This is a genomic window from Reyranella sp. GW821-FHT12G01 (assembly GCF_058806575.1).
Map to the genome: position 1 here is coordinate 1,010,776 of NZ_JBXAPV010000002.1, position 21,739 is coordinate 1,032,514.

General features: G+C 65.6%; 19 protein-coding genes. 13 read left to right on the forward strand and 6 right to left on the reverse strand.

Features of this window, described 5'->3' with window-relative positions:
* Window positions 1-20 precede the first annotated feature (20 nt).
* On the forward strand, window positions 21-1,082 hold the full coding sequence (locus tag AC1RP5_RS24360) for a glycosyltransferase family 2 protein (protein ID WP_493115005.1): 1,062 nt from the start codon (window positions 21-23) through the stop codon (window positions 1,080-1,082).
* Between the two features lie 6 nt (window positions 1,083-1,088).
* Entirely contained in the window at window positions 1,089-1,793 is a 705-nt protein-coding gene (locus AC1RP5_RS24365; RefSeq protein WP_493115006.1) for a class I SAM-dependent methyltransferase, read from the forward strand.
* A gap of 149 nt (window positions 1,794-1,942) precedes the next feature.
* Here the strand turns inward: AC1RP5_RS24365 and AC1RP5_RS24370 are convergent, their stop codons facing one another.
* Window positions 1,943-3,067, reverse strand: coding sequence for a ferritin-like domain-containing protein (locus AC1RP5_RS24370; protein ID WP_493115008.1), 1,125 nt, complete (start codon window positions 3,065-3,067; stop codon window positions 1,943-1,945).
* A 140-nt stretch (window positions 3,068-3,207) separates the two neighbouring features.
* On the opposite strand from AC1RP5_RS24370, the gene purC reads away from it, so the two are divergent.
* The 7 genes from purC (at window position 3,208) to AC1RP5_RS24405 (ending at window position 11,518) form a co-directional block, all read left to right on the forward strand.
* Entirely contained in the window at window positions 3,208-3,972 is a 765-nt protein-coding gene (gene purC, locus AC1RP5_RS24375; protein WP_493115010.1) for a phosphoribosylaminoimidazolesuccinocarboxamide synthase, read from the forward strand.
* 10 nt (window positions 3,973-3,982) lie between these two features.
* Window positions 3,983-4,225: a phosphoribosylformylglycinamidine synthase subunit PurS gene (gene purS, locus AC1RP5_RS24380; RefSeq protein ID WP_482228524.1), complete on the forward strand. Its 243-nt coding sequence runs from the start codon at window positions 3,983-3,985 to the stop codon at window positions 4,223-4,225.
* Window positions 4,225-4,914, forward strand: a complete 690-nt coding sequence (gene purQ / locus AC1RP5_RS24385) for a phosphoribosylformylglycinamidine synthase subunit PurQ (RefSeq protein ID WP_493115012.1) — start codon at window positions 4,225-4,227, stop codon at window positions 4,912-4,914. Before purS ends, purQ begins: the two co-directional genes overlap by 1 nt.
* A 46-nt stretch (window positions 4,915-4,960) precedes the next feature.
* On the forward strand, window positions 4,961-7,180 hold the full coding sequence (gene purL / locus AC1RP5_RS24390; RefSeq protein ID WP_493115258.1) for a phosphoribosylformylglycinamidine synthase subunit PurL: 2,220 nt from the start codon (window positions 4,961-4,963) through the stop codon (window positions 7,178-7,180).
* A gap of 9 nt (window positions 7,181-7,189) precedes the next feature.
* On the forward strand, window positions 7,190-7,426 hold the full coding sequence (locus tag AC1RP5_RS24395) for a BolA family protein (RefSeq protein WP_493115013.1): 237 nt from the start codon (window positions 7,190-7,192) through the stop codon (window positions 7,424-7,426).
* Window positions 7,427-7,482: 56 nt separating this feature from the next.
* Entirely contained in the window at window positions 7,483-7,824 is a 342-nt protein-coding gene (gene grxD / locus AC1RP5_RS24400; protein ID WP_493115016.1) for a Grx4 family monothiol glutaredoxin, read from the forward strand.
* Window positions 7,825-8,071: 247 nt separating this feature from the next.
* The gene (locus AC1RP5_RS24405) at window positions 8,072-11,518 is read left to right on the forward strand and encodes a Calx-beta domain-containing protein (protein WP_493115017.1); all 3,447 of its coding nucleotides are present in this window, start codon (window positions 8,072-8,074) and stop codon (window positions 11,516-11,518) included.
* Between the two features lie 129 nt (window positions 11,519-11,647).
* On the opposite strand, the gene AC1RP5_RS24410 is transcribed toward AC1RP5_RS24405, so the two are convergent.
* Window positions 11,648-12,403 carry a DODA-type extradiol aromatic ring-opening family dioxygenase gene (locus AC1RP5_RS24410; protein WP_493115019.1) on the reverse strand — a complete coding sequence of 252 codons (756 nt, stop codon included), beginning with the start codon at window positions 12,401-12,403 and terminating at the stop codon, window positions 11,648-11,650.
* 136 nt (window positions 12,404-12,539) lie between these two features.
* Here AC1RP5_RS24410 and AC1RP5_RS24415 point away from each other — a divergent pair, with 136 nt between their 5' ends.
* A complete protein-coding gene (locus AC1RP5_RS24415) occupies window positions 12,540-14,069 on the forward strand; it encodes an ABC transporter substrate-binding protein (protein ID WP_493115020.1) in 1,530 nt (509 codons plus the stop codon).
* 109 nt (window positions 14,070-14,178) lie between these two features.
* On the opposite strand, the gene AC1RP5_RS24420 is transcribed toward AC1RP5_RS24415, so the two are convergent.
* Entirely contained in the window at window positions 14,179-15,129 is a 951-nt protein-coding gene (locus AC1RP5_RS24420; protein ID WP_493115022.1) for a LysR family transcriptional regulator, read from the reverse strand.
* Window positions 15,130-15,229: 100 nt separating this feature from the next.
* Here AC1RP5_RS24420 and AC1RP5_RS24425 point away from each other — a divergent pair, with 100 nt between their 5' ends.
* Window positions 15,230-16,894 (forward strand): rhodanese-like domain-containing protein, encoded by a 1,665-nt coding sequence (locus AC1RP5_RS24425; protein ID WP_493115024.1) that lies wholly within the window; start codon window positions 15,230-15,232, stop codon window positions 16,892-16,894.
* Entirely contained in the window at window positions 16,891-17,895 is a 1,005-nt protein-coding gene (locus AC1RP5_RS24430) for a Bug family tripartite tricarboxylate transporter substrate binding protein (RefSeq protein WP_493115026.1), read from the forward strand. Before AC1RP5_RS24425 ends, AC1RP5_RS24430 begins: the two co-directional genes overlap by 4 nt.
* A 44-nt stretch (window positions 17,896-17,939) precedes the next feature.
* On the opposite strand, the gene AC1RP5_RS24435 is transcribed toward AC1RP5_RS24430, so the two are convergent.
* Window positions 17,940-18,524, reverse strand: coding sequence for a flavodoxin family protein (locus tag AC1RP5_RS24435; protein WP_493115027.1), 585 nt, complete (start codon window positions 18,522-18,524; stop codon window positions 17,940-17,942).
* Between the two features lie 146 nt (window positions 18,525-18,670).
* On the opposite strand from AC1RP5_RS24435, the gene AC1RP5_RS24440 reads away from it, so the two are divergent.
* Window positions 18,671-19,096 (forward strand): winged helix-turn-helix transcriptional regulator, encoded by a 426-nt coding sequence (locus AC1RP5_RS24440; protein ID WP_493115029.1) that lies wholly within the window; start codon window positions 18,671-18,673, stop codon window positions 19,094-19,096.
* Window positions 19,097-19,099: 3 nt separating this feature from the next.
* Here the strand turns inward: AC1RP5_RS24440 and AC1RP5_RS24445 are convergent, their stop codons facing one another.
* Window positions 19,100-19,711, reverse strand: a complete 612-nt coding sequence (locus AC1RP5_RS24445) for a 2OG-Fe(II) oxygenase (protein WP_493115031.1) — start codon at window positions 19,709-19,711, stop codon at window positions 19,100-19,102.
* 310 nt (window positions 19,712-20,021) lie between these two features.
* Window positions 20,022-21,587 (reverse strand): ABC transporter substrate-binding protein, encoded by a 1,566-nt coding sequence (locus tag AC1RP5_RS24450; protein WP_493115033.1) that lies wholly within the window; start codon window positions 21,585-21,587, stop codon window positions 20,022-20,024.
* Window positions 21,588-21,739 lie beyond the last annotated feature (152 nt).

Here is a 21,739-nt window from a genome sequence, read left to right on the forward strand (position 1 = left end):
TTCCCGCGGAACGCTACGCCGTGCCCGAACAGAGTGTTCCCTTCTCGACCGCAAGCGCCGCCGCGAAAGAGCTGGCGCTGGAGCACCAGCTCGCCGTCCAGCGCGCGCGCCGGCCGGCCGATCCGCTGCTCTCGCTGGTCGTGCCGGTGTTCGACGAGGAGGAGACTATCGACCTCTTCCTCGACACGGTGACGCCGCTGCTGGAGCGCGACGGCATCCGCTTCGAGATCGTGTTCGTGAATGACGGCTCGCTCGACGATACCTTCGCGCACCTGTTCGACCGCTGCCGCCGCGACCGCCGCCTGCGCATCGTCAATCTCTCGCGCAATTTCGGCAAGGAAGCCGCGCTGACCGCCGGCATCGACCATGCGCGCGGCGACATCCTGGTCCCCATGGACATCGACCTGCAGGATCCACCGGAACTGATCGGCGCCTTCATCGCACGCTGGCGCGAGGGCTACGACATCGTCTACGGCATCCGCTCGACGCGGCATGCCGACACGGCGGCCAAGCGCGTCTCGGCCGGCTGGTTCTACCGGGTGTTCAATTCCATGTCGCCGGTGCGAATCCCGCCGAACGTCGGCGACTTCCGGCTGGTCGACCGCCGCGCCGTCGACGTGCTGCGGCAACTGCCCGAGCGCAATCGCTTCATGAAAGGCCTGTTCGCCTGGGTCGGCTTCAACTCGGTGGGCGTGCCCTACGAACGGCCCGAGCGCGCTGCCGGCACGACCAAGTTCAACCTGTGGCGGCTCTGGAACTTCGCCATCGACGGCGTGGTGAGCTTCTCGACCGCGCCGCTGCGCGCCTGGTTCTATGTCGGCGTCGTCATCGCCGCGATCGCGGTGCTCTACGCACTGTTCATCATCACGCGGGTTCTGATCTTCGGCATCGACACGCCGGGTTACGCTTCGCTGTTGATCGCCATCCTGCTGATGGGCGCCATCCAGCTCCTGTCGCTCGGCATCATCGGCGAGTATCTCGGCCGTCTGTTCATCGAGGTGAAGGCGCGGCCGATCTACGTGGTCGAGGGCGTGTACGAAGACGATCGCGATGATGTCACGCCGACGCCGCCAGCGGCCTGATCCTCGATGGACCTCAAGGAAGAAGACATTTTAGGCGCCGACATCGGCCGCCACTGGTACTACCGCTCCAAGGCCGCCGCGCTGCGCCGCGCCGTGGGCCCGCTGGCCCCGAAGCGCCTGCTCGACGTCGGTGCGGGCTCGGGCTTCTTCTCGCGCCACCTGCTGGCCGAGACGCCGGCCGAGAGCGCGCTCTGCGTCGACATCGGCTATCCCGCGGACCGCGACGACAGCGTCGGCGCCAAGCCGGTGCGCTACCGCCGCGACACCGGCCCGACCGACTGCGACCTCGTGCTGATGATGGACGTGCTGGAGCATGTGGACGACGACCGCTGGCTGGTACGGCACTACGCGGAGAAGGTGCCAAGCGGCACGCACTTCCTCGTGACGGTGCCGGCCTTCGCCTTCCTGTGGAGCGGCCACGACGTTTTCCTCGAACACAAGCGCCGGTATCGCCTGCCCGAGATCGAAGCCACGATGCGCGACGCGGGCCTCGAGATCGTGCGAGGCAGCTACTACTTCGGCTTCGTCTTCCCGCTCGCGGCCGCGGTCCGCCTCGCCGACCGCAACACCACCGAGCCGCGCAGCAGCCTGAAGAAACAGGGCGCCGTGACGAACGGTATCCTCACTGCCATCTGCGCCGCCGAACTCCCGCTCTTCCCCCTGAACCGCCTCGCCGGCCTCTCCTGCTTCGTGCTGGCGAGGAAGCCGTAGGATCATTGCTTCCCCATTCAGATGGGGAAGTGCCCCGTCATACGGGGCGATGGGGTCATGGGCGTCGCAAACCTATGACCCCTCCGTCGGCGTAAGACGCCGACACCTCCCCATTTGAATGGGGAGGAATATGATTAGGGATCTTTCCGCTAGCCCGCCGCCGCCTGGATGTCCTTCGAGACGATGCGCTTACGCTTCGCGTTGATCTCGCGCAGGGTGACCATCATTTCTTCCGCCACGATGTCGCCGGGGATGCCGTCGCCCTCGGCCTCCAGTTCCTTCATGTCGACCCAGACGCCATAGAGCGGCGCGGTGCGGGAGGTGATGATGCCGGCGTGGAGGAGCGTCTTGATCAGGACGCGGAAGATGTTGGTGCTTTCCTTCAGGCCGGCGCGGCGGTCCTCGTCGGTGAAAACCTCCTTCATCGCGTCGCGCACCCACTGCCAGTCGAGGCCGTACTTGGCGTAGATGACCTGCTTCTGCTCGGCGTTGATCAGGTTGAACAACAGTGTCTGGAAGATCTGCGCCGCCCAGTCCTCGACCTTCTTGTGCTCGTCTTCGCTCAGATGACTGATCGTCCGCGAGGCCCAGATGCGGCCGAAGCGGTGGTGGAAGGCCTCGTCGCTCATCACCAGCTGGACCAGCCGGCGCAGCACCGGATCGTTGGTCCGGGCATTGAGCGTCGCGAAGGAGCCCATGGCGATGCCCTCGATCAGCATCTGCATGCCGACGATCTTCTTGTAGACCTCCTGGGTCGTCACCAAATCCGTCAGGACGCTGGCGATCGTCTTGCCCACCGGCAGCGGCGCGCCCCAGCGGCGATCGATATAGCGCGTGAACCCTGCAACATGTCGCGCTTCCTCGCGCGCCTGGTTGGCGGCGTATTCCTGGGCGCCGGGGTCGAGCAGGATGTGGCAGAGGCTGGCCGACAGCGACAACGCCCCCTGCTCGCCGTGGAGCAGGTTGGAGATCGACCAGTGCATGACATCGTTGGCCAGCCCGATCTTCTGCCCGTCGTCCAGCCGGTCGGCCACGGCGCTGCGCAGCTCGACCACGTTTTCCAGCGGCATGATCGGCGTCCGGACCATGTCGAAGGGCTGCTCGAAGTCGATATAGGCCTTGTCCAGCGGGTCCCAGAAATGGTCGTGGGTGGCCGAAATGATGCCGTCGAAGGCGTCGGTCCGGCGGCCATAGCGGGGAACTTCCAGCATGGCCGGAAAATCATCGGGCCCGACCGTGTCATAGGCCTTGTCGTAAGTGATTTGCTGGGCCATGTGAGGCCTCCTGTTCCACGGTCAATATGACGGCACCGTCACTTTTTTCAATGGATTTTTCCCCAGCCCCGGAGCATGGCGTTTCCGCCATATTCCGCCCGAACGGCGGGCGATCTGCATCGCCCGCGCAGGAGTAAGAAATGTCCCGCCGTCGCCGCATCTACGAGGGCAAGGCCAAGACCTTGTTCGAGGGGCCCGAGCCCGGGACGATCGTCCAGTACTTCAAGGACGACGCGACCGCGTTCAACAACCAGAAGAAGGGCGTGATCACCGGTAAAGGCGTGATCAACAACCGCATCTCCGAGTTCCTGATGACCAAGCTCGGCGAGATCGGCGTGCCCACCCACTTCATCCGCCGGCTGAACATGCGCGAGCAGCTCATCCGGCAGGTCGAGATCATCCCGCTCGAGGTCGTGGTCCGCAACGTCGCGGCCGGCTCCTTCGCCAAGCGCTTCGGCGTCGAGGAAGGCACGCAGCTCCCCCGCTCGATCATGGAATTCTTCTACAAGAACGACCAGCTCGGCGACCCGATGGTCACCGAAGAGCACATCACCGCGTTCGGTTGGGCGACGCCCCAGGACCTCGACGACATCGTCGCGCTCACGCTCCGCGTGAACGATTTCCTCTTCGGCCTGTTCCTCGGCTGCGGCATCAAGCTGATCGATTTCAAGATCGAGTTCGGCCGCCTCTACGAGGACGACATGGTCCGGATCGTGCTGGCCGACGAGATCAGCCCGGACTCGTGCCGGCTGTGGGATCTCAGGACCAACGAGAAGATGGACAAGGACCGGTTCCGCCGCGACCTCGGCAAGGTCGAGGAAGCCTACCAGGAAGTGGCGCGGCGTCTCGGCATTCTCATCGACCAGGGACCGGGCGACGTGCGCGGCCCCACCACGCTCCAGTAGCAGAGGCGACATGAAAGCCAGAGTCCACGTGACCCTCAAGAACGGCGTGCTCGATCCCCAGGGCAAGGCCATCGGACATTCGCTGAACCGCCTCGGCTTCCCCGAGGTCGGCGACGTGCGCCAGGGCAAGTTCATCGAGCTGGAACTCGCCGAGACCGACAAGGCGAAGGCCAAGGCCCGCCTCGAGGACATGTGCAAGAAGCTGCTCGCCAACACGGTGATCGAGAACTACTCGATCGAGCTGGTCGGCTGATGAAGGCCGCGATCCTCGTCTTCCCCGGCTCCAATCGCGAAGGCGATGTGGCGCAGGCGATCGAGCTGGTGACGGGCCGCCGGCCTTCGATGGTGTGGCACGGCGACGGCGACTTCGAGAAGGTCGACCTGATCGTGGTGCCGGGCGGCTTCTCCTACGGCGACTACCTGCGCTGCGGCGCGATGGCGGCGCAATCGCCGGTGATGGCCGAGGTGAAGAAGCGCGCGGCGCAGGGTGTGCCGGTGCTGGGCATCTGCAACGGCTTCCAGATCGTGACCGAGGCGGGCCTGCTGCCGGGAACGCTGATGCGCAACTCGCACCTCAAGTTCGTCTGCAGCGACGTTCATCTCAAGGTCGAGACCAGCCAGAGCCTGTTCACCAACCGCTACCAGGCGGGCCAGGTGATCAAGGTCCCGGTGGCCCATGCCGAGGGCAACTATTTCGCCGACGCCGACACGATGAAGAAACTCGAGGATCGCGGCCAGATCGCCTTCCGCTACTGCGCCCCCGACGGCACGGTGGACGGACGCGGCAATCCCAATGGATCGAGCAACAACATCGCCGGCGTCTTCAACGAGACCAAGACGGTGCTGGGCCTGATGCCTCATCCCGAGAACGCGGTGGAGCCGATGTTCGGCGGCACCGACGGCAAGGGGCTGTTCGAGGGCATGGTCGAAGCGCTTTCGTGAGGAATTTTTCGTGACTGTTGCCCAGGAAAAGAACCCGCCGGTCAAGCTGCCGAACGAGCCAACGATCACGCCGCAGATCGTGGCCGAGCATGGGCTGGCGCCGGACGAATACCAGCGCCTGCTGAAGATCATGGGCCGCGAGCCCACCATGGTGGAACTCGGCATCTTCTCGGCGATGTGGAGCGAGCACTGCTCCTACAAGTCCTCGAAGGTGTGGCTGAAGAAGCTGCCGACCAAGGCGCCGTGGGTCATCCAGGGCCCGGGCGAGAATGCCGGCGTGATCGACATCGGCGACGGCCAGGCCGCGATCTTCAAGATGGAGAGCCACAACCACCCCTCCTACATCGAGCCCTACCAGGGCGCGGCGACGGGCGTGGGCGGCATCATGCGCGACGTCTTCACGATGGGCGCGCGGCCGGTGGCCAACCTCAACGCGCTGCGCTTCGGCGATCCGAAGAACGCCAAGACGCGCCATCTCGTGTCGGGCGTGGTGGCCGGCATCGCGGGCTACGGCAACTGCATGGGCATTCCCACTGTCGGCGGCGAGACCAACTTCCACTCGGCCTACAACGGCAACATCCTGGTCAACGCCATGACCGTGGGCGTCGCGCCGACCGACAAGATTTTCTATGCAGCCGCCACCGGTGTCGGCAATCCGATGGTCTATGTCGGCTCCAAGACCGGCCGCGACGGCATCCACGGCGCCACAATGTCCTCGACCGAGTTCAACGAGGACAGCGAGAGCAAGCGCCCGACCGTGCAGGTCGGCGATCCGTTCGTCGAGAAGCTACTGCTGGAAGCCTGCCTCGAGCTGATGGCGACCGACGCGATCATCGCCATCCAGGACATGGGCGCGGCCGGCCTCACCTCTTCCTCATTCGAGATGGCGGCCAAGGGCAGCCTCGGCCTCGTCATGGAACTCGACAAGGTGCCGATGCGAGAGACCGGCATGAACCCCTACGAGCTGATGCTGTCGGAGAGCCAGGAGCGCATGCTCATGGTGCTGAAGCCCGGCCGCGAGGACGAGGCGCGCAAGATCTTCGAGAAGTGGGAACTGGACTTCGCGGTGATCGGCCATCTCACCGACACCGAGCGCATGGTGCTGACCTGGCACGGCGACGTGGTGGGCAACATCCCAATCCCGCCGCTGGTCACGGAAGCGCCGATGTACGAGCGCCCGTGGACCCTGACGCCGCTGCCGGCCGAACTCGACTCGGCCAAGGTGCCGGCGCCGGAGGACTGGAAAGCATCGCTTGTCACCTTGATGAGCTGCCCCGATCTCGCGAGCAAGGCGTGGATCTGGCACCAGTACGACCATCTCATCCTGGGCAACACCGCGATCCGTCCGCAGGGCGGCGACGCCGCACTCGTGCGCGTGCCCGGCGCGCCCAAGGGTTCCAGCCATAAGGGCCTCGCCATGACGTCGGACTGCACGCCACGCTACGTGCAGGCCCATCCCGAGACTGGCGGCCGCCAGGCCGTGGCCGAGGCGTGGCGCAACATCACCGCGGTCGGCGCCAAGCCGCTCGCCGTCACCGACAACATGAACTTCGGCAACCCGCAGAAGCCCGAGATCATGGGCCAGTTCGCGGGCGCCATCATGGGCATGGCCGAAGCCTGCACCGCGCTCGACTTCCCCGTCGTGTCGGGCAACGTCTCGCTCTACAACGAGACCGAGGGCCGGCCGATCCTGCCGACGCCGACCATCGGCGCGGTCGGCGTGATCGACGACATCGCGACCTCGATCGGCTCGCGCCTGACCAAGTCGGGCCTGGCCCTCGTGCTGCTCGGCGACACCAAAGGCTGGCTCGGCCAGTCGATCTATCTCCGCGAACTGCACGGCCGCGAAGAAGGCGCGCCGCCGCCGGTCGACCTTGCCGTGGAACGCCGCAACGGCGACTTCGTTCGCGGCCAGATCGTCGGCCGCAAGGTCGCGGCCTGCCATGACCTGTCGGATGGCGGTCTGCTGGTGGCGCTGGCCGAGATGTGCCTGTCGGGCAGCACCGGCGCCACGATCAAGCTGCCGGCGGGCTCGCCCGCGCCGCACGCCTTCCTCCACGGCGAGGACCAGGGCCGTTATCTCGTGGCCACCGACGATGGCGGCGCCGTCATCGAGGCCGCGCAAAAGGCCGGCGTCCCGGCCGTCCAGCTGGGCTATTCCGGCGGGTCGGACATCGTGGTCGAGGGGCTGCTCAGCGTGCCGCTGCAGGAGCTGCGCGACGCCCACGAGGCCTGGCTGCCCGGCTACATGAACAGCGCCGCCTGAGGATTTCTCATGCCTATGCAAGCAGAAGACATCATCGACCTGATCAAGCAGGGCATTCCCGGGGCCGAGGTCGAGATCCAGGACCTCGCCGGAGACGGCGATCATTACGCTGCGACGGTGATTTCGGCGGCTTTTGTCGGGAAATCCAAGATCCAGCAGCACCAGATGGTGTATGGCGCGCTGGGCGGCCGGATGGGGGGCGTTCTCCACGCCCTCAAGCTGACCACCATGGCGCAGAGACCCTGAACGCCCTATATTCAGGCAACCCCGCGCCCTTGGCGGCGCCCCACGGAGTTTGATCCATGAGCGAGCCCCAGGTTTTCGAGCGTATCCGCGACGAGATCGGCAAGAACGACGTCCTGCTGTTCATGAAGGGCACCCCGGTGTTCCCGCAGTGCGGCTTCTCGGCCGCGGTGGTCGATTGCCTCAGCCAGGTCGGCGTGAAGTTCCACGGCATCAACATCCTCGTCGATCCGGAACTGCGCCAGGGCATCAAGGAATTCAGCCAGTGGCCGACAATCCCCCAGCTCTACGTGAAGGGCGAGTTCGTCGGCGGCTGCGACATCATCCGCGAGATGTTCGAGACCGGCGAGCTGGAACAACTCTTCAAGGAAAAGGGTGTGTCGCTCGCCGAGGCCGCGTAAGCGACCGCGACTTCTCCATTTCAAATTGAAACGGGGGTGCAAAAGCACCCCCGTTTTTCGTTGTGCTTTCCGCACACCGATGCATTCGGTTGAATCGAACGCATAAATTTCACCAGCGTCTCAAGGAGCTACAAGCCAATTCGCTATCGACCTTGCAGCCTTCGACGAGGGCGACATCGAACCTCCATGGTACTGGGGTATCGGATCATAAGGTCTGCACCCAAGACGAAATTCGAGGAGGCAAGTCATGTCGAACGGGACGTTCACGGACTTTCTGGATGCGCTACGGGCATTCGAATCGGGGGTCGACTACGACCGCTACCTCTCGGGACAGATCATCGAAGCGCAGATCCGGAGCTGGGTGGGCGACACCAACTGGAACGCCTATCAGGCGGGCCAACTCTCCTGGCAGGACATGCAGTACACGTCCGTGAATGCGCTGGGCTTCGTGGGCTATCAGTTCGGTAAGGCTCTGCTCGGCGATCTCGGCTACTACCAGGGTAATACCGGCAACCAGTGGACCGGCCACTTCACAGGCAAGAACGGCGTCGACAGCTTCGCCACGCTCAAGACCGACATCCAGGAAGCCATCATCCTCGATGCCTTCGGCTACAACATCGACGTCATCGAGAACGGACTGGAAGCCAAAGGCACCAGCCTCGACGCGCTGATCGGCACCCAGCGCACCTTTATCGACACGAACGGCCAGAGCGTCACCGTCACGCTCAGCCTCACCGGCATTCTCGCCGCCGCCCATCTGCGCGGCGCCTGGGGCACGCTCGAGCTTCTCAACAACGGCAGCGCCTCGTCCGACGAGTACGGCACCTCCATCCTGAAATACATCCAGCAATTTGGCGCCTACGACACGCCGAGCTATTCGGTCCTGATTGCCGCCCACGAGACCGCCAAGACGCTCGCCCTCGCCGAGGAGCTCTGGCACGAAGACATCAGCAACGATGGCGCCGTGGCCGACTATGCCGGCTGGGATGGCACCCAGGGCGACGGCAAGTCGACCGGCGGAGAAACCGGCGGCACGGGCACGGTGACCACCATCGGCTGGCTGTGGGGCAGCAACACGGTGCTGGCCTTCGACCCCGGCCTCGACGTGCTCGATTTCGGCTGGATGGGTAAGGACAATTTCTCGATCGCCGAGGTCGGCGGCTCGGTGGTCATCACCATCACCGGCAACAGCCAGACTTATAAGCTCGACGGCGTGACGCTCGCCGAGCTGAGCATCGACAACATTCGCGCGAAGGACGCGAGCACGATCGAGAAATGGGACGCGGTTCTGGATACGCCGGAGCAAGCGACGCCCAGCCTGTCCATCGCCGATGCTTCCGTGCTGGAGGGTAACGCTGGCACGAAACTCATGACCTTCACCGTGACCCTGTCCGCGCCGGCAGCCGGCCCGGTCACGGTCGCCTATTCCACGACCGAGGGCACCGCCACGGCCGGCAGCGACTATGTCGCCGCGACCGGCACTCTCACCTTCGCCGCCGGCGAAACCTCGAAGACCATCCAGGTGACGGTCAATGGCGACACGGTCGTGGAAGGCAACGAGGCCTTCACCGTCCGCCTCGCCAATGCCGCCGGCGCGACCATTGCCGACGGCTCGGCAACCGGCACCATCACCAACGACGATACTGTGGTGTCCACGTTGCCCGCGCTCTCGGTGGGCGATGTCTCGATGCGGGAGGGCAATTCAGGCACCGCCGAGATGATGTTCATCGTCACGCTCGACAAGCCCGCGACCGGCCCCGTGACGGTGCACTACGCCACCGCCGACGGCACCGCGACCGCGGGATCGGACTATGTCGCGCTCAGCGGCACGCTGACCTTCGCGGCCGGCGAGACCTCGCAGATGGTGCATGTGGTCGTGAACGGCGACACCACGGTCGAGGCAAACGAAACCTTCTCGTTCGTCCTCTCCAACGCCACCGGCGCCACCATCGCCGACGGTTCGGCGGTCGGGCAGATCACCGGCGACGACACGGATGAAGGTCCGGGCACCGGCAACGGCACGGTCTATCTCATCAATTCCGGCAGCGGCCCCGACATCGTCGGCTTCGATCCGGCAGTGGACAAGATCGACCTCGGCAATGCCAACATCCATTCCTTCATCATCGTCGACACGCCGCAGGGCGTCGGCTTCATGAGCTTCTGGAGCGGCGAGACGGTGATCGTGCAGGGTGTCCGCCTCGCCGACCTCTCGGTCGATAATTTCAAGTACATCGACAACAACCATCTGCGCGAGGCGCTGAGCGGCGCGCTGGCCTGGGAAAACGGGCCGGTCTTCGAACCCCACACCGTCTACATGCGCTCCCATAAAGTGGGCCAGGTCGACCGCGTCGCCTTCGATCCCGCGACCGACGTCGTGAGCTTCAAGTTCTACGGCAGCCGCGAAAACCTCTCGATGACCGACGGCAACGAAGGCGTGGTCATCGCCGACCTCAGCACCGGCCAGAAGCTGATCCTGCTCGGCGTCAGCCGGGCCGACCTCACCAAGGCCAACTTCGAGTTCACCTTCACCCAGGTCCGCGAGGACGACATCTCCGGCAAGATCGGGATGGGGCAGGCCTCGAATTCGCAGATCGTCGACTTCAACCTGCCGATTGCCGGCGGCGGCACGGTGGCCGGGGCGTCCGGCTCGATCGACGGCGTGATCGGGGAACATGGCGGCACGCTTCCCGCGCTCTCCATCGCCGACCTCTCGGTGGTGGAAGGCAATAGCGAGCATGCGCACTTCATGTTCACCGTGACGCTCGACAAGGCCGCCGACGGGCCGGTGACGGTGGCCTATTCCACCGAAGATGGCACGGCCACCGCCGGCTCGGACTATGTCGCCACCAGCGGCACCGTCACCTTCGCGGCCGGCGAGACCTCCAAGATGGTCCACGTGGACATCAAGGGCGACATGCTTGCCGAGGGCAATGAGACCTTCACGATCAAGCTCGCCAGCCCCACCGGCGCGACCATCGCCGACGGCACCGCCACCGGCACCATCATCGACGATGACGGCGCCCCGGTCCCGCCGGCCCTCTCCATCGCCGACCTCGCGGTGATGGAAGGCGACGGCGAGCACGCCCACTTCATGTTCGTGGTGACGCTCGACAAGGCCGCCGACGGGCCGGTGACGGTGGCTTATTCGACTGCGGACGGCACGGCGACCGCCGGCTCGGACTACGTGGCCACCAGCGGTACGCTCACCTTCGCGGCGGGCGAAACCTCGAAGGCCGTGCATGTCGACATCAAGGGTGACACCGTGTTCGAAGGGGACGAGACCTTCACGGTCAAGCTCTCCAATGCCAGCGGCGCCACCATTGCCGACGGCACCGCCACCGGCACCATCGTCAACGACGATCTCGCGCCGGAACAGGGCCATGTCGGCAACGGAAAGGCCGATACCTTCGCCATCACCTGGGCCTGGGGCACCAACAAGGCGATCGATTTCGACACCGCCCTCGACACGCTCGACTTCAGCTGGATGGGCAAGGACCAGTTCGCCATCACCGAGGTGAACGGCTCGACCGTCATCAGCATCGAAGGCAACAACCAGACGTACAAGCTGACCGACGTCTCGCTCTCGGAACTCTCGATGGCCAACATCGCCGCCAAGGATACCGGCGCCGTCGCGAAATGGACCGCGGTGCTGGACACCGCGCACGCGTCGCACGACTACGATTTGATGGTCTAAATTTTCTTCCCCATTCAGATGGGGAAGTGCCCCGTCATACGGGGCGATGGGGTCATGGGCGTTGCAAGCCTATGACCCCTCCGTCGGCTTCGCCGCCACCTCCCCATTTGAATGGGGAGGAAGCTGACTTCAATCGAACGCGTACGCGGCCATCGACAGGTTGCCCAGGGTGAAGCTGCGGTGCAGCGCCCGCCCCTGGGCGCCCTCGCCGGCAGCGCCATAGGCGACGTGCAGCGGCAGGAAGTGCTCGTCGGTCGGATGGGCCTCGCGGGCATAGGGCGCGCGGGCGCGATAGTCGGCGAGGGCTGCCTCGTCGCCCTTCTCGACCGTTTCCGCCACCCAGTCGTCGAACGCCTGCGCCCACGGTTCGGCTTCCGAGCTTTCGCCCCGGACCAGGGCACGCAGATTGTGGGTGGCGCTGCCGCTTCCCATCACCAGCACGCCCTCGTCGCGCAGCGGCGCCAGCTTGCGGCCGAGCGCGATGTGGTGCGCGGGGCCGAGGGCGGGCTGCACCGAGAGCTGGAAGATCGGGATGTCGGCCTCGGGCCAGCCCAGCATGGCCGGCACCCAGGCGCCGTGGTCGAGGCCGCGATGATGATCGTGCGCGGCCCCTGTCAGTTTCGCCACCTTCTCGGCGAGTTGCGGCGCCCCCGGGGCGGCATAGCGCAGTTTGTAGAGTTCTTCGGGAAATCCGTAGAAATCGTGGATCGTATCGGGCTTGCGGACCACCGAGACGGCCGGCACGTCGGTGTCCCAGTGCGACGAGACCGCGACGATGGCCGTCGGGCGCGGAATTTGCTGGCCGAGGCCCGCCAGGAAGGCCCGCGCGGGGGCGTCGCTCAGGATGAGCGTCGGCGCTCCATGCGACACAAAGATCGAAGGCATCGACATGTCTTTATTCCTTTGGGGCCGCATGGCAGCCTGTCTGCAATTGGCTCGAGTCTATCACGGGAAGGGTTATTGAATGTTGGGATTGCGGAGACGGGTCGCGCTGGCGGCCTCCCTCGGATTGGCGGCCGTGATGGCTGCAGGGGCCGTGCCGGCAGCGGCGCAGACGACCCTCAGGATGGTGTCGCACGCCGACATCAAGATCCTCGATCCGATCTGGACCACGGCGCTGATCACCCGCAACCACGGCTACATGGTCTACGACGTCCTGTTCGCCAAGGACGCCGACCTCAAGATCCAGCCGCAGATGGCGGAGAAGTATACCGTCTCCGACGACAAGCTGATCTGGACCATCACGCTGCGTGACGGTCTTGAGTGGAGCGACGGCACGCCCGTCACTTCCGAGGACTGCATCGCCTCGATCAAGCGCTGGGGCGCGCGCGACGGCTTCGGCCAGTTGCTGCTCAAGTCGACCAAGGACATCAAGGCGGTCGATGCCAAGACCTTCGCCATCGAGCTGAAGGAGCCGTTCGGCCTCGTCCTCGAGGCGCTGGGCAAGCCCTCGTCGAACGTGCCGTTCATGATGCCCAAGCGCGTCGCCGACACCGATCCGAACAAGCAGATTGAGGACTACACCGGCTCCGGCCCCTTCATCTTCAAGAAGGAAGAGTGGAAGCCCGGCGAAAAGCTCGTCTACGTGAAGAACCCGAAGTACAAGCCGCGCAACGAGCCGCCCTCGATGCTGGCCGGCGGCAAGGTCGCCAAGGTCGATCGCGTCGAATGGCTCGCCATCCCCGACCCCAGCACCGCCGTGAATGCCCTGATGGCCGGTGAGATCGACCTGATCGAATCGCCGGTGCCCGACCTGTTCCCGATGCTGAAGGCCGACAAGAACATCGCGCTGTTCGGCTGGAACTCGCTCGGCAGCCAGATCATCATGCGCTTCAACACGCTGCACCCGCCCTTCAACAACGTGAAGGCGCGCCAGGCGGCGATGTGGGCGCTGGCGCAGGAAGACATGCTGCGCGCCCAGGTCGGCGATCCCGAGATCTACAAGGTCTGCAACGCGCCGTTCGTCTGCGGCACGATCTACGGCAAGGAGTACGGCGACCTGCTGGTGAAGCCGAACCTCGAGAAGGCGCGGCAGCTCCTGAAGGAGAGCGGCTACGACGGCACGCCCGTCGCGATGCTGCAGCAGACCGACCTGCAGTCGTCCAACCAGGTGCAGGCCGTCGCCAAGCAGCAGCTCGAGAAGGCCGGCTTCAAGATCGACCTCATGGCGATGGACTGGCAGACCGTGGTGTCGCGCCGCGCCCGCAAGGAAGCGCCGGCGCAGGGTGGCTGGAACATCTTCTTCACCACCAACATCACGCTCGACCTCGACAATCCCGGCACCAACGCCTACGCCGCCGGCACCTGCGACAAGGCCTGGTTCGGCTGGCCGTGCGATCCCGAGATCGAGGTGCTGCGCGCCGCCTTCATCAAGGAAGGCGATCCGGCCAAGCGCAAGGAGCTGGGCTACGCCATCTCCGACCGCCTGATGGACCAGGGCTTCTACGCCCCGGTCGGCCAGTACAAGGCCTTCGGCGCCTACCGCAAGGACCGCCTGAGCGGCTGGCTCGCCGGCCCTGTCCCGGTGGTCTGGAACATCAGCAAGAAGTAACAGCCCGGCCCACGCCGACGGGGGATCTTTGCCGCAAGGCAAAGGTCCCCCGTTTTCGTTTCAGGATTTCAAGCATCTTACGGACCGCGGGCCTCCGGCCCGCTCATGATCATGAAGCGGGCCTGGAGGCCCGCGGTCCGGTTGAGTTCGTGAGAGCCGCGACATCCGGAAAGTCGGCGGCGACTTCGCGGGCGATGGTGGCGAAGGCCGTCGCCGCCGGTGACAGCGTGAACTGCGCGCGCGTCAGAAGGCCGATCTCGCGCCAGGCGCGCGGTTGTTCGATCACGCGAGGCACCGCGTCGCCCAGTTCCAGGCTGCGCAGCGCCAGGCTCGGCAACACCGCATAGCCCAGGCCCGCGCGCACCATGCCGACGGCGGTGGTGAGCGAATCCAGAACATAAGTCGGCTCGATGTCGACGCTGGCGGCAGCGGCGGCGCGGTCGGCATGCACGCGCACGCTCGACTGGTTGGTCACGAGGATCGAATTGAAGCGCGCCAGCGCCTTCCAGGTCACGGTGGCGCGCGCGGCGAGCGGGTGCTGCGTGCGCAGCAGCGCCACCAGGCAATCGCGCATCAGCGGCTCGAAGGCGAAGGGCTCGTCCGGCTGCAGCAACAGGCCGAGGCCGATCTCGGCCTGGCCGCTGCGGACGCGCTCGGCGAAGCCGACGGCCTGCGCCTCGTGGAACACCAGCTTGATGCCGGGATAGGCCTCTGCGAAGCGCGACAGGATCGGCGGCAGCAGGCTGCAGCCCACCGAGGGCACGAAGGCGAGGTTGAGCGTGCCCTGGCGCGCATCGCGGAAGTCCTCGGCGCGGCGACGCGTCTCGTCCAGTTGCTGCAGCGTGCGCTCGGCGCTCTGCAGGATCTCGCGGCCCGCCTCGGTGAGTTCGACCCGGCGCGTGGTGCGCCGGAACAGCGCCATGCCCACTTCCTCCTCGAGCTGGCGGATCAGCAGCGAGTAGCCGGGCTGGGTCATGCCCATGCGGGAAGCGGCCTCGGAGAAGGAGGCGAACTGCGCCCCGAGCGTGAAGGCGCGCAATTGCCGAACGGTGAGATTCATACCGATTCCAAATCAGTTCATATCATATTTATATTTTCCTTATCCGTCGGCGGCGATCAGGGTTTCGGCCCTTCTCCTTCCAACGGTTGCCCATTCCCCGATGACCACCGCCAAAGAATCCAAGCCCGCCGCCTCCTGGCCGCGCCTCGACACCGCCCGCGTCCACGCCTTGCTGAGCAAAAAGGGTGAGCACGCCTTCCTCGACGTGCGCGAGGAAGGGCTGTTCAACGGCGGCCATCCGCTGACCATCGTGTCGGCGCCGCTCAGCCATCTGGAGACGCGGATCGCCGCCCTCGTGCCGCGCCGCGCGACGCGCATCGTGCTGATGGACCAGCAGGATGACGGGCTGGCCGAGCGTGCCGCCGGTCGCCTCGCCGGCTGGGGCTATACCGACATCTCGATCATGGCGGGCGGGCTGGAGGGTTGGCGCAAGGCCGGCCTCGAAGTGTTCGCCGGCATCTATGTGCCGAGCAAAGCGTTCGGCGAGTTCGTCGAGCATCGCTACGATACACCGGCCATCGACGCGCAGGAGCTGCGCCGCTGGATCGACGACGGCAAGGACATGATCATCCTCGACAGCCGTCCCTACACCGAGTTCCACAATTACAGCCTGCCCGGCGGCATCGACTGCCCCGGCGCCGAGCTGGTGCATCGCGTGTTCGACCTGATCGAGCGCGACGAGACCACCATCGTGGTGAACTGCGCCGGCCGCACACGCGGCATCATTGGCGCGCAGTCGCTGATCAATGCCGGGATCAAGAACCCGGTGGTCTGCGTGCGCAACGGCACGGCAGGCTGGCACCTGAGCGGCGAGACCATGGCGCGCGGCAGCCGCACCGTTGCGCCGCCGCCCTCGCCCACCGGCCTGGCCGCCGCCATGGTGGCCGCGATGCGTGTGTCGAAGCGCTTCGGCGTGCGCGAGATCGAAGCCGCGGCCTTGCGCGACCTGCAGGCCGACACGACGCGCTCGCTCTACTTCTTCGACGTGCGCAGCCCCGAGGAATACGAGGCGGGCCATATCCCCGGCGCGCGCAGCGCCCCCGGCGGCCAGTTGATCCAGTCGACCGACCACTATGTCGGCACGCGCGGCTCGCGCATCGTGCTGTGCGACGACAATGGCGTGCGCGCGCGCATGACGGCGTCGTGGCTGATCCAGCTCGGCTGGGACGAAGTGTTCGTGCTGGCCGGTGGCCTCGCCGCCTGCGGCGCGGGGATGGACAAGGGTCCCGAGCCGGTCGAGCTGCTGCCGGTGGAGGCGGCCAACGGCGTCGAGCGGATCAACGTCCTCGACCTGCACCGCCTGCTCGCCTCCGGCGAAGCCGTGGTGGTCGACCTCGCCAGCAGCCTGAAGTTCCGCGTGCGCCACATCCCGGGAGCCTGGTTTGCGGTGCGCTCGCGCCTGAAAGACGGGCTGGCGCAGGTCGTGGCCGGCGCACCCAAGGCCAAGCGCCTGGTCCTGACCTCGGACGATGGCGCATTTGCAACTCTCGCGGCGGCCGATGCTGCGGCGGCGACGTCTTTGCCGGTGTCGATCCTCGACGGCGGCACGAATGCGTGGGCTGCCGCCGGTTTGCCGCTGGCCAGCGGGCTCGAGAACATGACCTCGGCGACCGACGACGTCTGGTACAGCCCCTACGACTACGACGACCTGCGCAAATCGATGACGGCCTATCTCACCTGGGAGATCGACCTCATCCAGCAGCTCGAAAAGGACCAGAGCCTGCAGTTCCGCTACTTCGCGCCGTCAGAAGGTCAAAAGGCATGAGCATCGAAGACATCAAACTCGGCCGCCGCCGCGCACTCGCCCTTGGTATCGCGAGTGGTATCGCGGGTATTGGCGGAAGCCTGGCCGCGACCCGCGGAGCTTTCGCGCAGGCCTATCCGTCGCGTCCGATCAAGCTGCTGGTCGGCTATCAGCCGGGCGGCGGCGCCGACATCCTGGCGCGCATCTTCGCCAACAAGCTGAGCCCGCTGATGGGCCAGCCGGTGGTCGTCGAGAACCGGCCCGGCGCCGGCTCGACCATCGCCGCGGCCGCCCTCGCGAGCGCGCCGCCGGACGGCTACACGCTGTTCTTCGCGGAGTCAGGGATCCTCGTCGGCACCACGATCTACGACAAGGTCGCCTACGATCCGATGACGCTCACGCCGATCGGCATCATGGGCAACCTGCCCTACTCGCTGGTGGTGAATCCGTCCTTCCCCGCGCAGAACGTGCGCGAGCTGATCGACGTGCTGAAGGCCAGTCCCGGCAAGTACAGCTATGCCTCGCCGGGCGTCGGCAACATCGCGCACCTGAGCGCCGAGATGTTCCAGAAGGCGGCGGGAGTCCAGATCGTCCACGTCCCCTACAAGGGCGGCACGCCGGCGCTGGCCGACCTGGTCAATGGCCAGGTTCCGATCTGCTTCGTGAGCCTGCCGCCGGCTCTTGCGCTGGCCAAGGGTGGCAAGCTCCGGCTGCTGGCCGTGACCTCGGCCAAGCGCTCGCCGGTCGCGCCCGACGTGCCGACCATCGCCGAGACACTGCCGGGCTTCAATTCGGTGGCCAGCATCTTCCTGCTGGCCCCGCCGGGCACGCCCGCCGCCATCGTCGACCGCGCCAACGCCGCGATGCGCGAGGTCATGGCCATGAAAGACGTGCAGGCCGACTTCGTGGCGCAGGGCGCGACAGTGGAGACGAGCAGCCCGCAGGCGCTCTCGACCCTGTTCAAGGACGAGTTGGCCTCGTGGGGCTCGATCGTGAAGTCCGCCAACGTGCGGATGGAGTAATCTTCACCTCCCCCGTCAAAACGGGGGAGGTGAAGATCGAAGGGCTAAGCCGCCTGCGCGAGCGGCTCTTCCTGCCAGCGATGGGTGGCTTCGGCGACGCGGCGGCCGAGCGCTTCGAAGGTCTTGAAGTCGCTGGCGCCGATGCCCTCGACTCCCTGGTCGGCATTGGCCTGGGCCATCGCGCCGATCGAGGCGCCGACCCGGTTGAGGTCCGCGCTCGACCCCTTCGAGTTGTTGTTGCCCGGCGGCAGGCCGAGGCCGACCCACACCATGCCGTGCTGAACCGCCAGGGTCAGGAGCTGGTACAGCGTGTTGTGCTTGTCGCCGTTCCACGAGGCGGAGACGGTGAAGCCGGCGGCGAGCTTGTTGCGCCACTTGCCCTCCATCCAGCGGCTCGACGTCCAGTCCTTGAACTTGGCGAAGTCGGCCGACACGCCGCCCATGTAGGTCGGGCTGCCGAAGACGATGGCGTCGGCGGCGTCGAGTTCGGCCCCGCGGGCCTCGGCCTCGGCGACCGGGATCAGGCTGACCTGGGTGCCCGGAACCGCGCGCGAACCTGCGGCGACGGCCTCGGCCAGGGCCTGGGTGTGGCCGTAGCCCGAGTGATAGACGATGGCGACTGTGCTCATGACGATTTCCAATCCTTTGAATTGACTGGAGAAAACCCCATTGAGTTTCTCCAGATCAGTTGCTTTCACAAAGTGACTGGAAAGAGTTAGGGAGGTCGCTATATATCTACCAGTAGGTACCAATTCGTAACCTGAAGGTTTTTTCCATGAGCACGCCCGCCCCGTCCTCGACGACCCCGGCCACCTCCGCTCAAGCCAAGGAGAGCGTGAGCTGTCCGATGGACTTCATCCTGCGCATGCTGATGGGGCCCTGGACGACCTACATCCTCTACAATCTGCGCACCCACGGGCCGCAGCGCTTCGGTGAGCTGAAGCGCCGGGTGTCGGGCATCTCGGCCAAGATGCTGACGGAGCGCCTGCGCACCCTCGAAGGCGCGGCCCTGGTGAAGCGCGACTACGAGGCGACGATCCCGCCCAAGGTCACTTATTCCCTCACCAAGCGCGGCGGCGAGCTCGACGGCGTCATGGACCGCCTGGCCGAGATCGCCATCCGCTGGGAGGCCGAGGACGCCGCCAAGCGCAGCGGCCGCTCGGTGCCTGAGAAGCCGGCAGAGCTGCACGCGGCCGAGTAGACGTCAGCCGCACAGCCAGATGTTCACCGCGAAGCGGCCATCGGCGAATTCGCCGTCGGGACAGGAGACGCGCTCGACCTCGTGACGGGCGGTCGACGGGAAGACCAGCAGGCTGTCGTGCTCCGGCTCGACATCGATCGTCTCGCCGCCACCCAGGTCGAAGATCCGCAGATGACCGCCGGTGAAGCGGCGCGGTTCGCGATGGAAGTAATAGACCATCGTGAGACGGCGCCGGCCGCCCGGCGTGTACTGGTCGCCAGTGAAGGTGTCGGTGTGCGGCCGGTAAAAGGCGCCATCGCCATGTGCCACCATTTCCAGCTGCGTGCTGTTGGGCGGCGTCGAGGTCATCTCGAAATCCGCCTCGAGTTCCGCCTGCAGCGCCAGCGCCTTGCGGCGGAGCGGACGCGCGAAGTCACCGAGATCCTTCAGGACGGACGACTGGCGGGTCAGCGTTTCGAGCCGGCCGGTGCCTTCATGGGCCAGCCGCGTCGGAATGAACTGCGCCTCGGCGGCCAAGGCGTAGGCCAGCAAACGGGCCGAGCCCGCCTCGCCCAGCCAGCCTGCGAGGATCCGGTGGGGCGGAAACCGCCCGCCGAGGAAAGACGGTTCCGACATTCGCCAGCTTTCGGCGTGTTAGCTGGCGATGGCAAGCCTTTGTTTTGAAAAGTTAATCTGGCGCAACCTGAAGCGACACTTCAGGGCGTTAATCCACTGCATGAACTATGGGCGTTAAACCGAATTCGTGTAGTGCCCAGTAACCTTGGAAGTTCATGCGAAAGATTAGCTTTGGCTCGCCCCTTCAACCTGCTTATCTGGAACATGAAGAAGGGCGACTTCGAAGCATGAACACCAAGCATGACAAAGAGTCCCTCGCTACGCTCGAGGGACCCTTCCTTTCCCTTTTCTAGAAGCCGATCGACCGCCCCTACTTCTTCGTGATGCCCCAGAAGACCGGGACCGGCGGCGGCGGGTTGAGCGTGCCGATGTTGGTGCGCACGGCGCTCACGCCGAACCATTCGCCGAGCGGCACGTGGGTCACGACCTTGATGGCGCGCTCCTGCACGGCGGTGGCGGCGGCCTTCTTCTCGGCCTCGGTGGTCGCCTGCACGTACTTGTCGCGCAGCTTCTCCAGCTCCTCATCGCAGGGCCAGCCGGAGCGAGCCTTGTCGCAGCTCGCGATCAGGAAGGGCGTCATCAGCGGGTCGAGGATGTCGACCTGCGACCAGCTCGTGGAGAAGGCGTTCCAGCCGCCCTCGGAGACCGGCCCCTTCTTGGCGAGGCGCACGATCACGCTCTGCCAGTCCATCGACTGCATATCGACCTTGAAGCCGGCCTTCTCGAGCAGCGGCTTGGCCACCGGCCCGAGCTGCTTGATGACGCCAAGATCGCTCGGGGCCAGCAGCACGACCGGCGTGCCGTCGTAGCCCGCCTCGGCCAGCAGGGCCTTGGCCTTGGCGGCATTGCCCTCGATCAGGCCGGCCATGCCGGCGTCGGTCGCCAGCGGCGAGCCGCAGGTGAACATCGCCTTGCAGGTCTGCCAGAAGCGCTTGTCGCCGATATTGGCCTGCAGGAAGTCCTCCTGGTTCAGCGCGAGGGCGGCGGCCTGGCGGATCTTCTCGTTGTTGAAGGGCGGCAGCAGCCAGTTCATGCGGAAGGCGTACTGGTTGGAGACGCGGCCCTTGATGACCTTGATGTTCTTGTCCTTCTCGACCAGCGGCAGATGGTCGGTCGAGACGCCCTCCAGATAGTCGATCTCGCCGTTCAGCAGCGCGTTGACCTGGGTCTCGGCGTCGGGGATCCACAGCCATTCGACGCGGTCGACGTTCACGACCTTGCCGCCGGACAGGCCGGACATCGGCTCGGAGCGCGGCTTGTACTTGGCGAACTTGGTGTAGACGAGCTTCTCGCCGGGCTTCCATTCCTCCTTCTTGAACACGAAGGGACCGGAGCCGATGTACTCCTCGATCTGCTTGAACGGATCGGTCTCGGCGATGCGCTTGGGCATCATGAAGGGCACGACCACCGACGGCTTGCCCAGCGACTCCAGCACCGCGCCGAACTTCTCCTTCAGCACGATCTGGAAGGTCTTCGGATCGACGACCTTGTACTCCTTCAGCGCCTGACTGAGCTTCTGGCCCATCCCGTCGCGCACGGCCCAGCGCTTCAGCGAGGCGACGCAGTCCTCGGCGGTGACTGGCTGGCCATCATGCCATTCCAGCCCGTCGCGCAGCTTGAAGGTCCAGACGAGGCCGTCGTCGCTGGTGCTCCAGGTATCGACCATCTGCGGCTTCACCTGGAACTTCTCGTCCATGGCGAACAGCACGTCGTAGAGCATGTAGCCGTGATTGCGCGTGATGTAAGCGCCGCTCCAGATCGGATCGAGCACCTTCACGTCGGAGTGCATCACCACCTTCAGCGTCTGCGCCGAGACGATCGGCACGGCGGACACGGTGGCGAGAGCAGCCGCGGCTGCCAGAAGTAAACGACGCATCTATGGCCCCCAAAAACAACGCGAGGGCCAAAAGTCTAGGGCGAGTTCACACCCTGTGTCAGCGCGGGAGAGCTTATTCGATGAAAAAGAAACTTCATCCGAACGCCGCACGCTGACACGGTTCTTGCAAGCTTCTCAGACTCCTCTCCCCC

Excerpts from the sequence above, each read along its gene's own strand:
- AC1RP5_RS24365 (WP_493115006.1), top strand. The coding sequence starts at position 1,089 with ATGGACCTCAAGGAAGAAGACATTTTAGGCGCCGACATCGGCCGCCAC.
- AC1RP5_RS24370 (WP_493115008.1), bottom strand. The coding sequence starts at position 3,067 with ATGGCCCAGCAAATCACTTACGACAAGGCCTATGACACGGTCGGGCCC.
- purC (WP_493115010.1), top strand. The coding sequence starts at position 3,208 with ATGTCCCGCCGTCGCCGCATCTACGAGGGCAAGGCCAAGACCTTGTTC.
- purS (WP_482228524.1), top strand. The coding sequence starts at position 3,983 with ATGAAAGCCAGAGTCCACGTGACCCTCAAGAACGGCGTGCTCGATCCC.
- purQ (WP_493115012.1), top strand. The coding sequence starts at position 4,225 with ATGAAGGCCGCGATCCTCGTCTTCCCCGGCTCCAATCGCGAAGGCGAT.
- AC1RP5_RS24395 (WP_493115013.1), top strand. The coding sequence starts at position 7,190 with ATGCCTATGCAAGCAGAAGACATCATCGACCTGATCAAGCAGGGCATT.
- grxD (WP_493115016.1), top strand. The coding sequence starts at position 7,483 with ATGAGCGAGCCCCAGGTTTTCGAGCGTATCCGCGACGAGATCGGCAAG.
- AC1RP5_RS24405 (WP_493115017.1), top strand. The coding sequence starts at position 8,072 with ATGTCGAACGGGACGTTCACGGACTTTCTGGATGCGCTACGGGCATTC.
- AC1RP5_RS24410 (WP_493115019.1), bottom strand. The coding sequence starts at position 12,403 with ATGCCTTCGATCTTTGTGTCGCATGGAGCGCCGACGCTCATCCTGAGC.
- AC1RP5_RS24415 (WP_493115020.1), top strand. The coding sequence starts at position 12,540 with ATGGCTGCAGGGGCCGTGCCGGCAGCGGCGCAGACGACCCTCAGGATG.
- AC1RP5_RS24420 (WP_493115022.1), bottom strand. The coding sequence starts at position 15,129 with ATGAATCTCACCGTTCGGCAATTGCGCGCCTTCACGCTCGGGGCGCAG.
- AC1RP5_RS24425 (WP_493115024.1), top strand. The coding sequence starts at position 15,230 with ATGACCACCGCCAAAGAATCCAAGCCCGCCGCCTCCTGGCCGCGCCTC.
- AC1RP5_RS24430 (WP_493115026.1), top strand. The coding sequence starts at position 16,891 with ATGAGCATCGAAGACATCAAACTCGGCCGCCGCCGCGCACTCGCCCTT.
- AC1RP5_RS24435 (WP_493115027.1), bottom strand. The coding sequence starts at position 18,524 with ATGAGCACAGTCGCCATCGTCTATCACTCGGGCTACGGCCACACCCAG.
- AC1RP5_RS24440 (WP_493115029.1), top strand. The coding sequence starts at position 18,671 with ATGAGCACGCCCGCCCCGTCCTCGACGACCCCGGCCACCTCCGCTCAA.
- AC1RP5_RS24445 (WP_493115031.1), bottom strand. The coding sequence starts at position 19,711 with ATGTCGGAACCGTCTTTCCTCGGCGGGCGGTTTCCGCCCCACCGGATC.
- AC1RP5_RS24450 (WP_493115033.1), bottom strand. The coding sequence starts at position 21,587 with ATGCGTCGTTTACTTCTGGCAGCCGCGGCTGCTCTCGCCACCGTGTCC.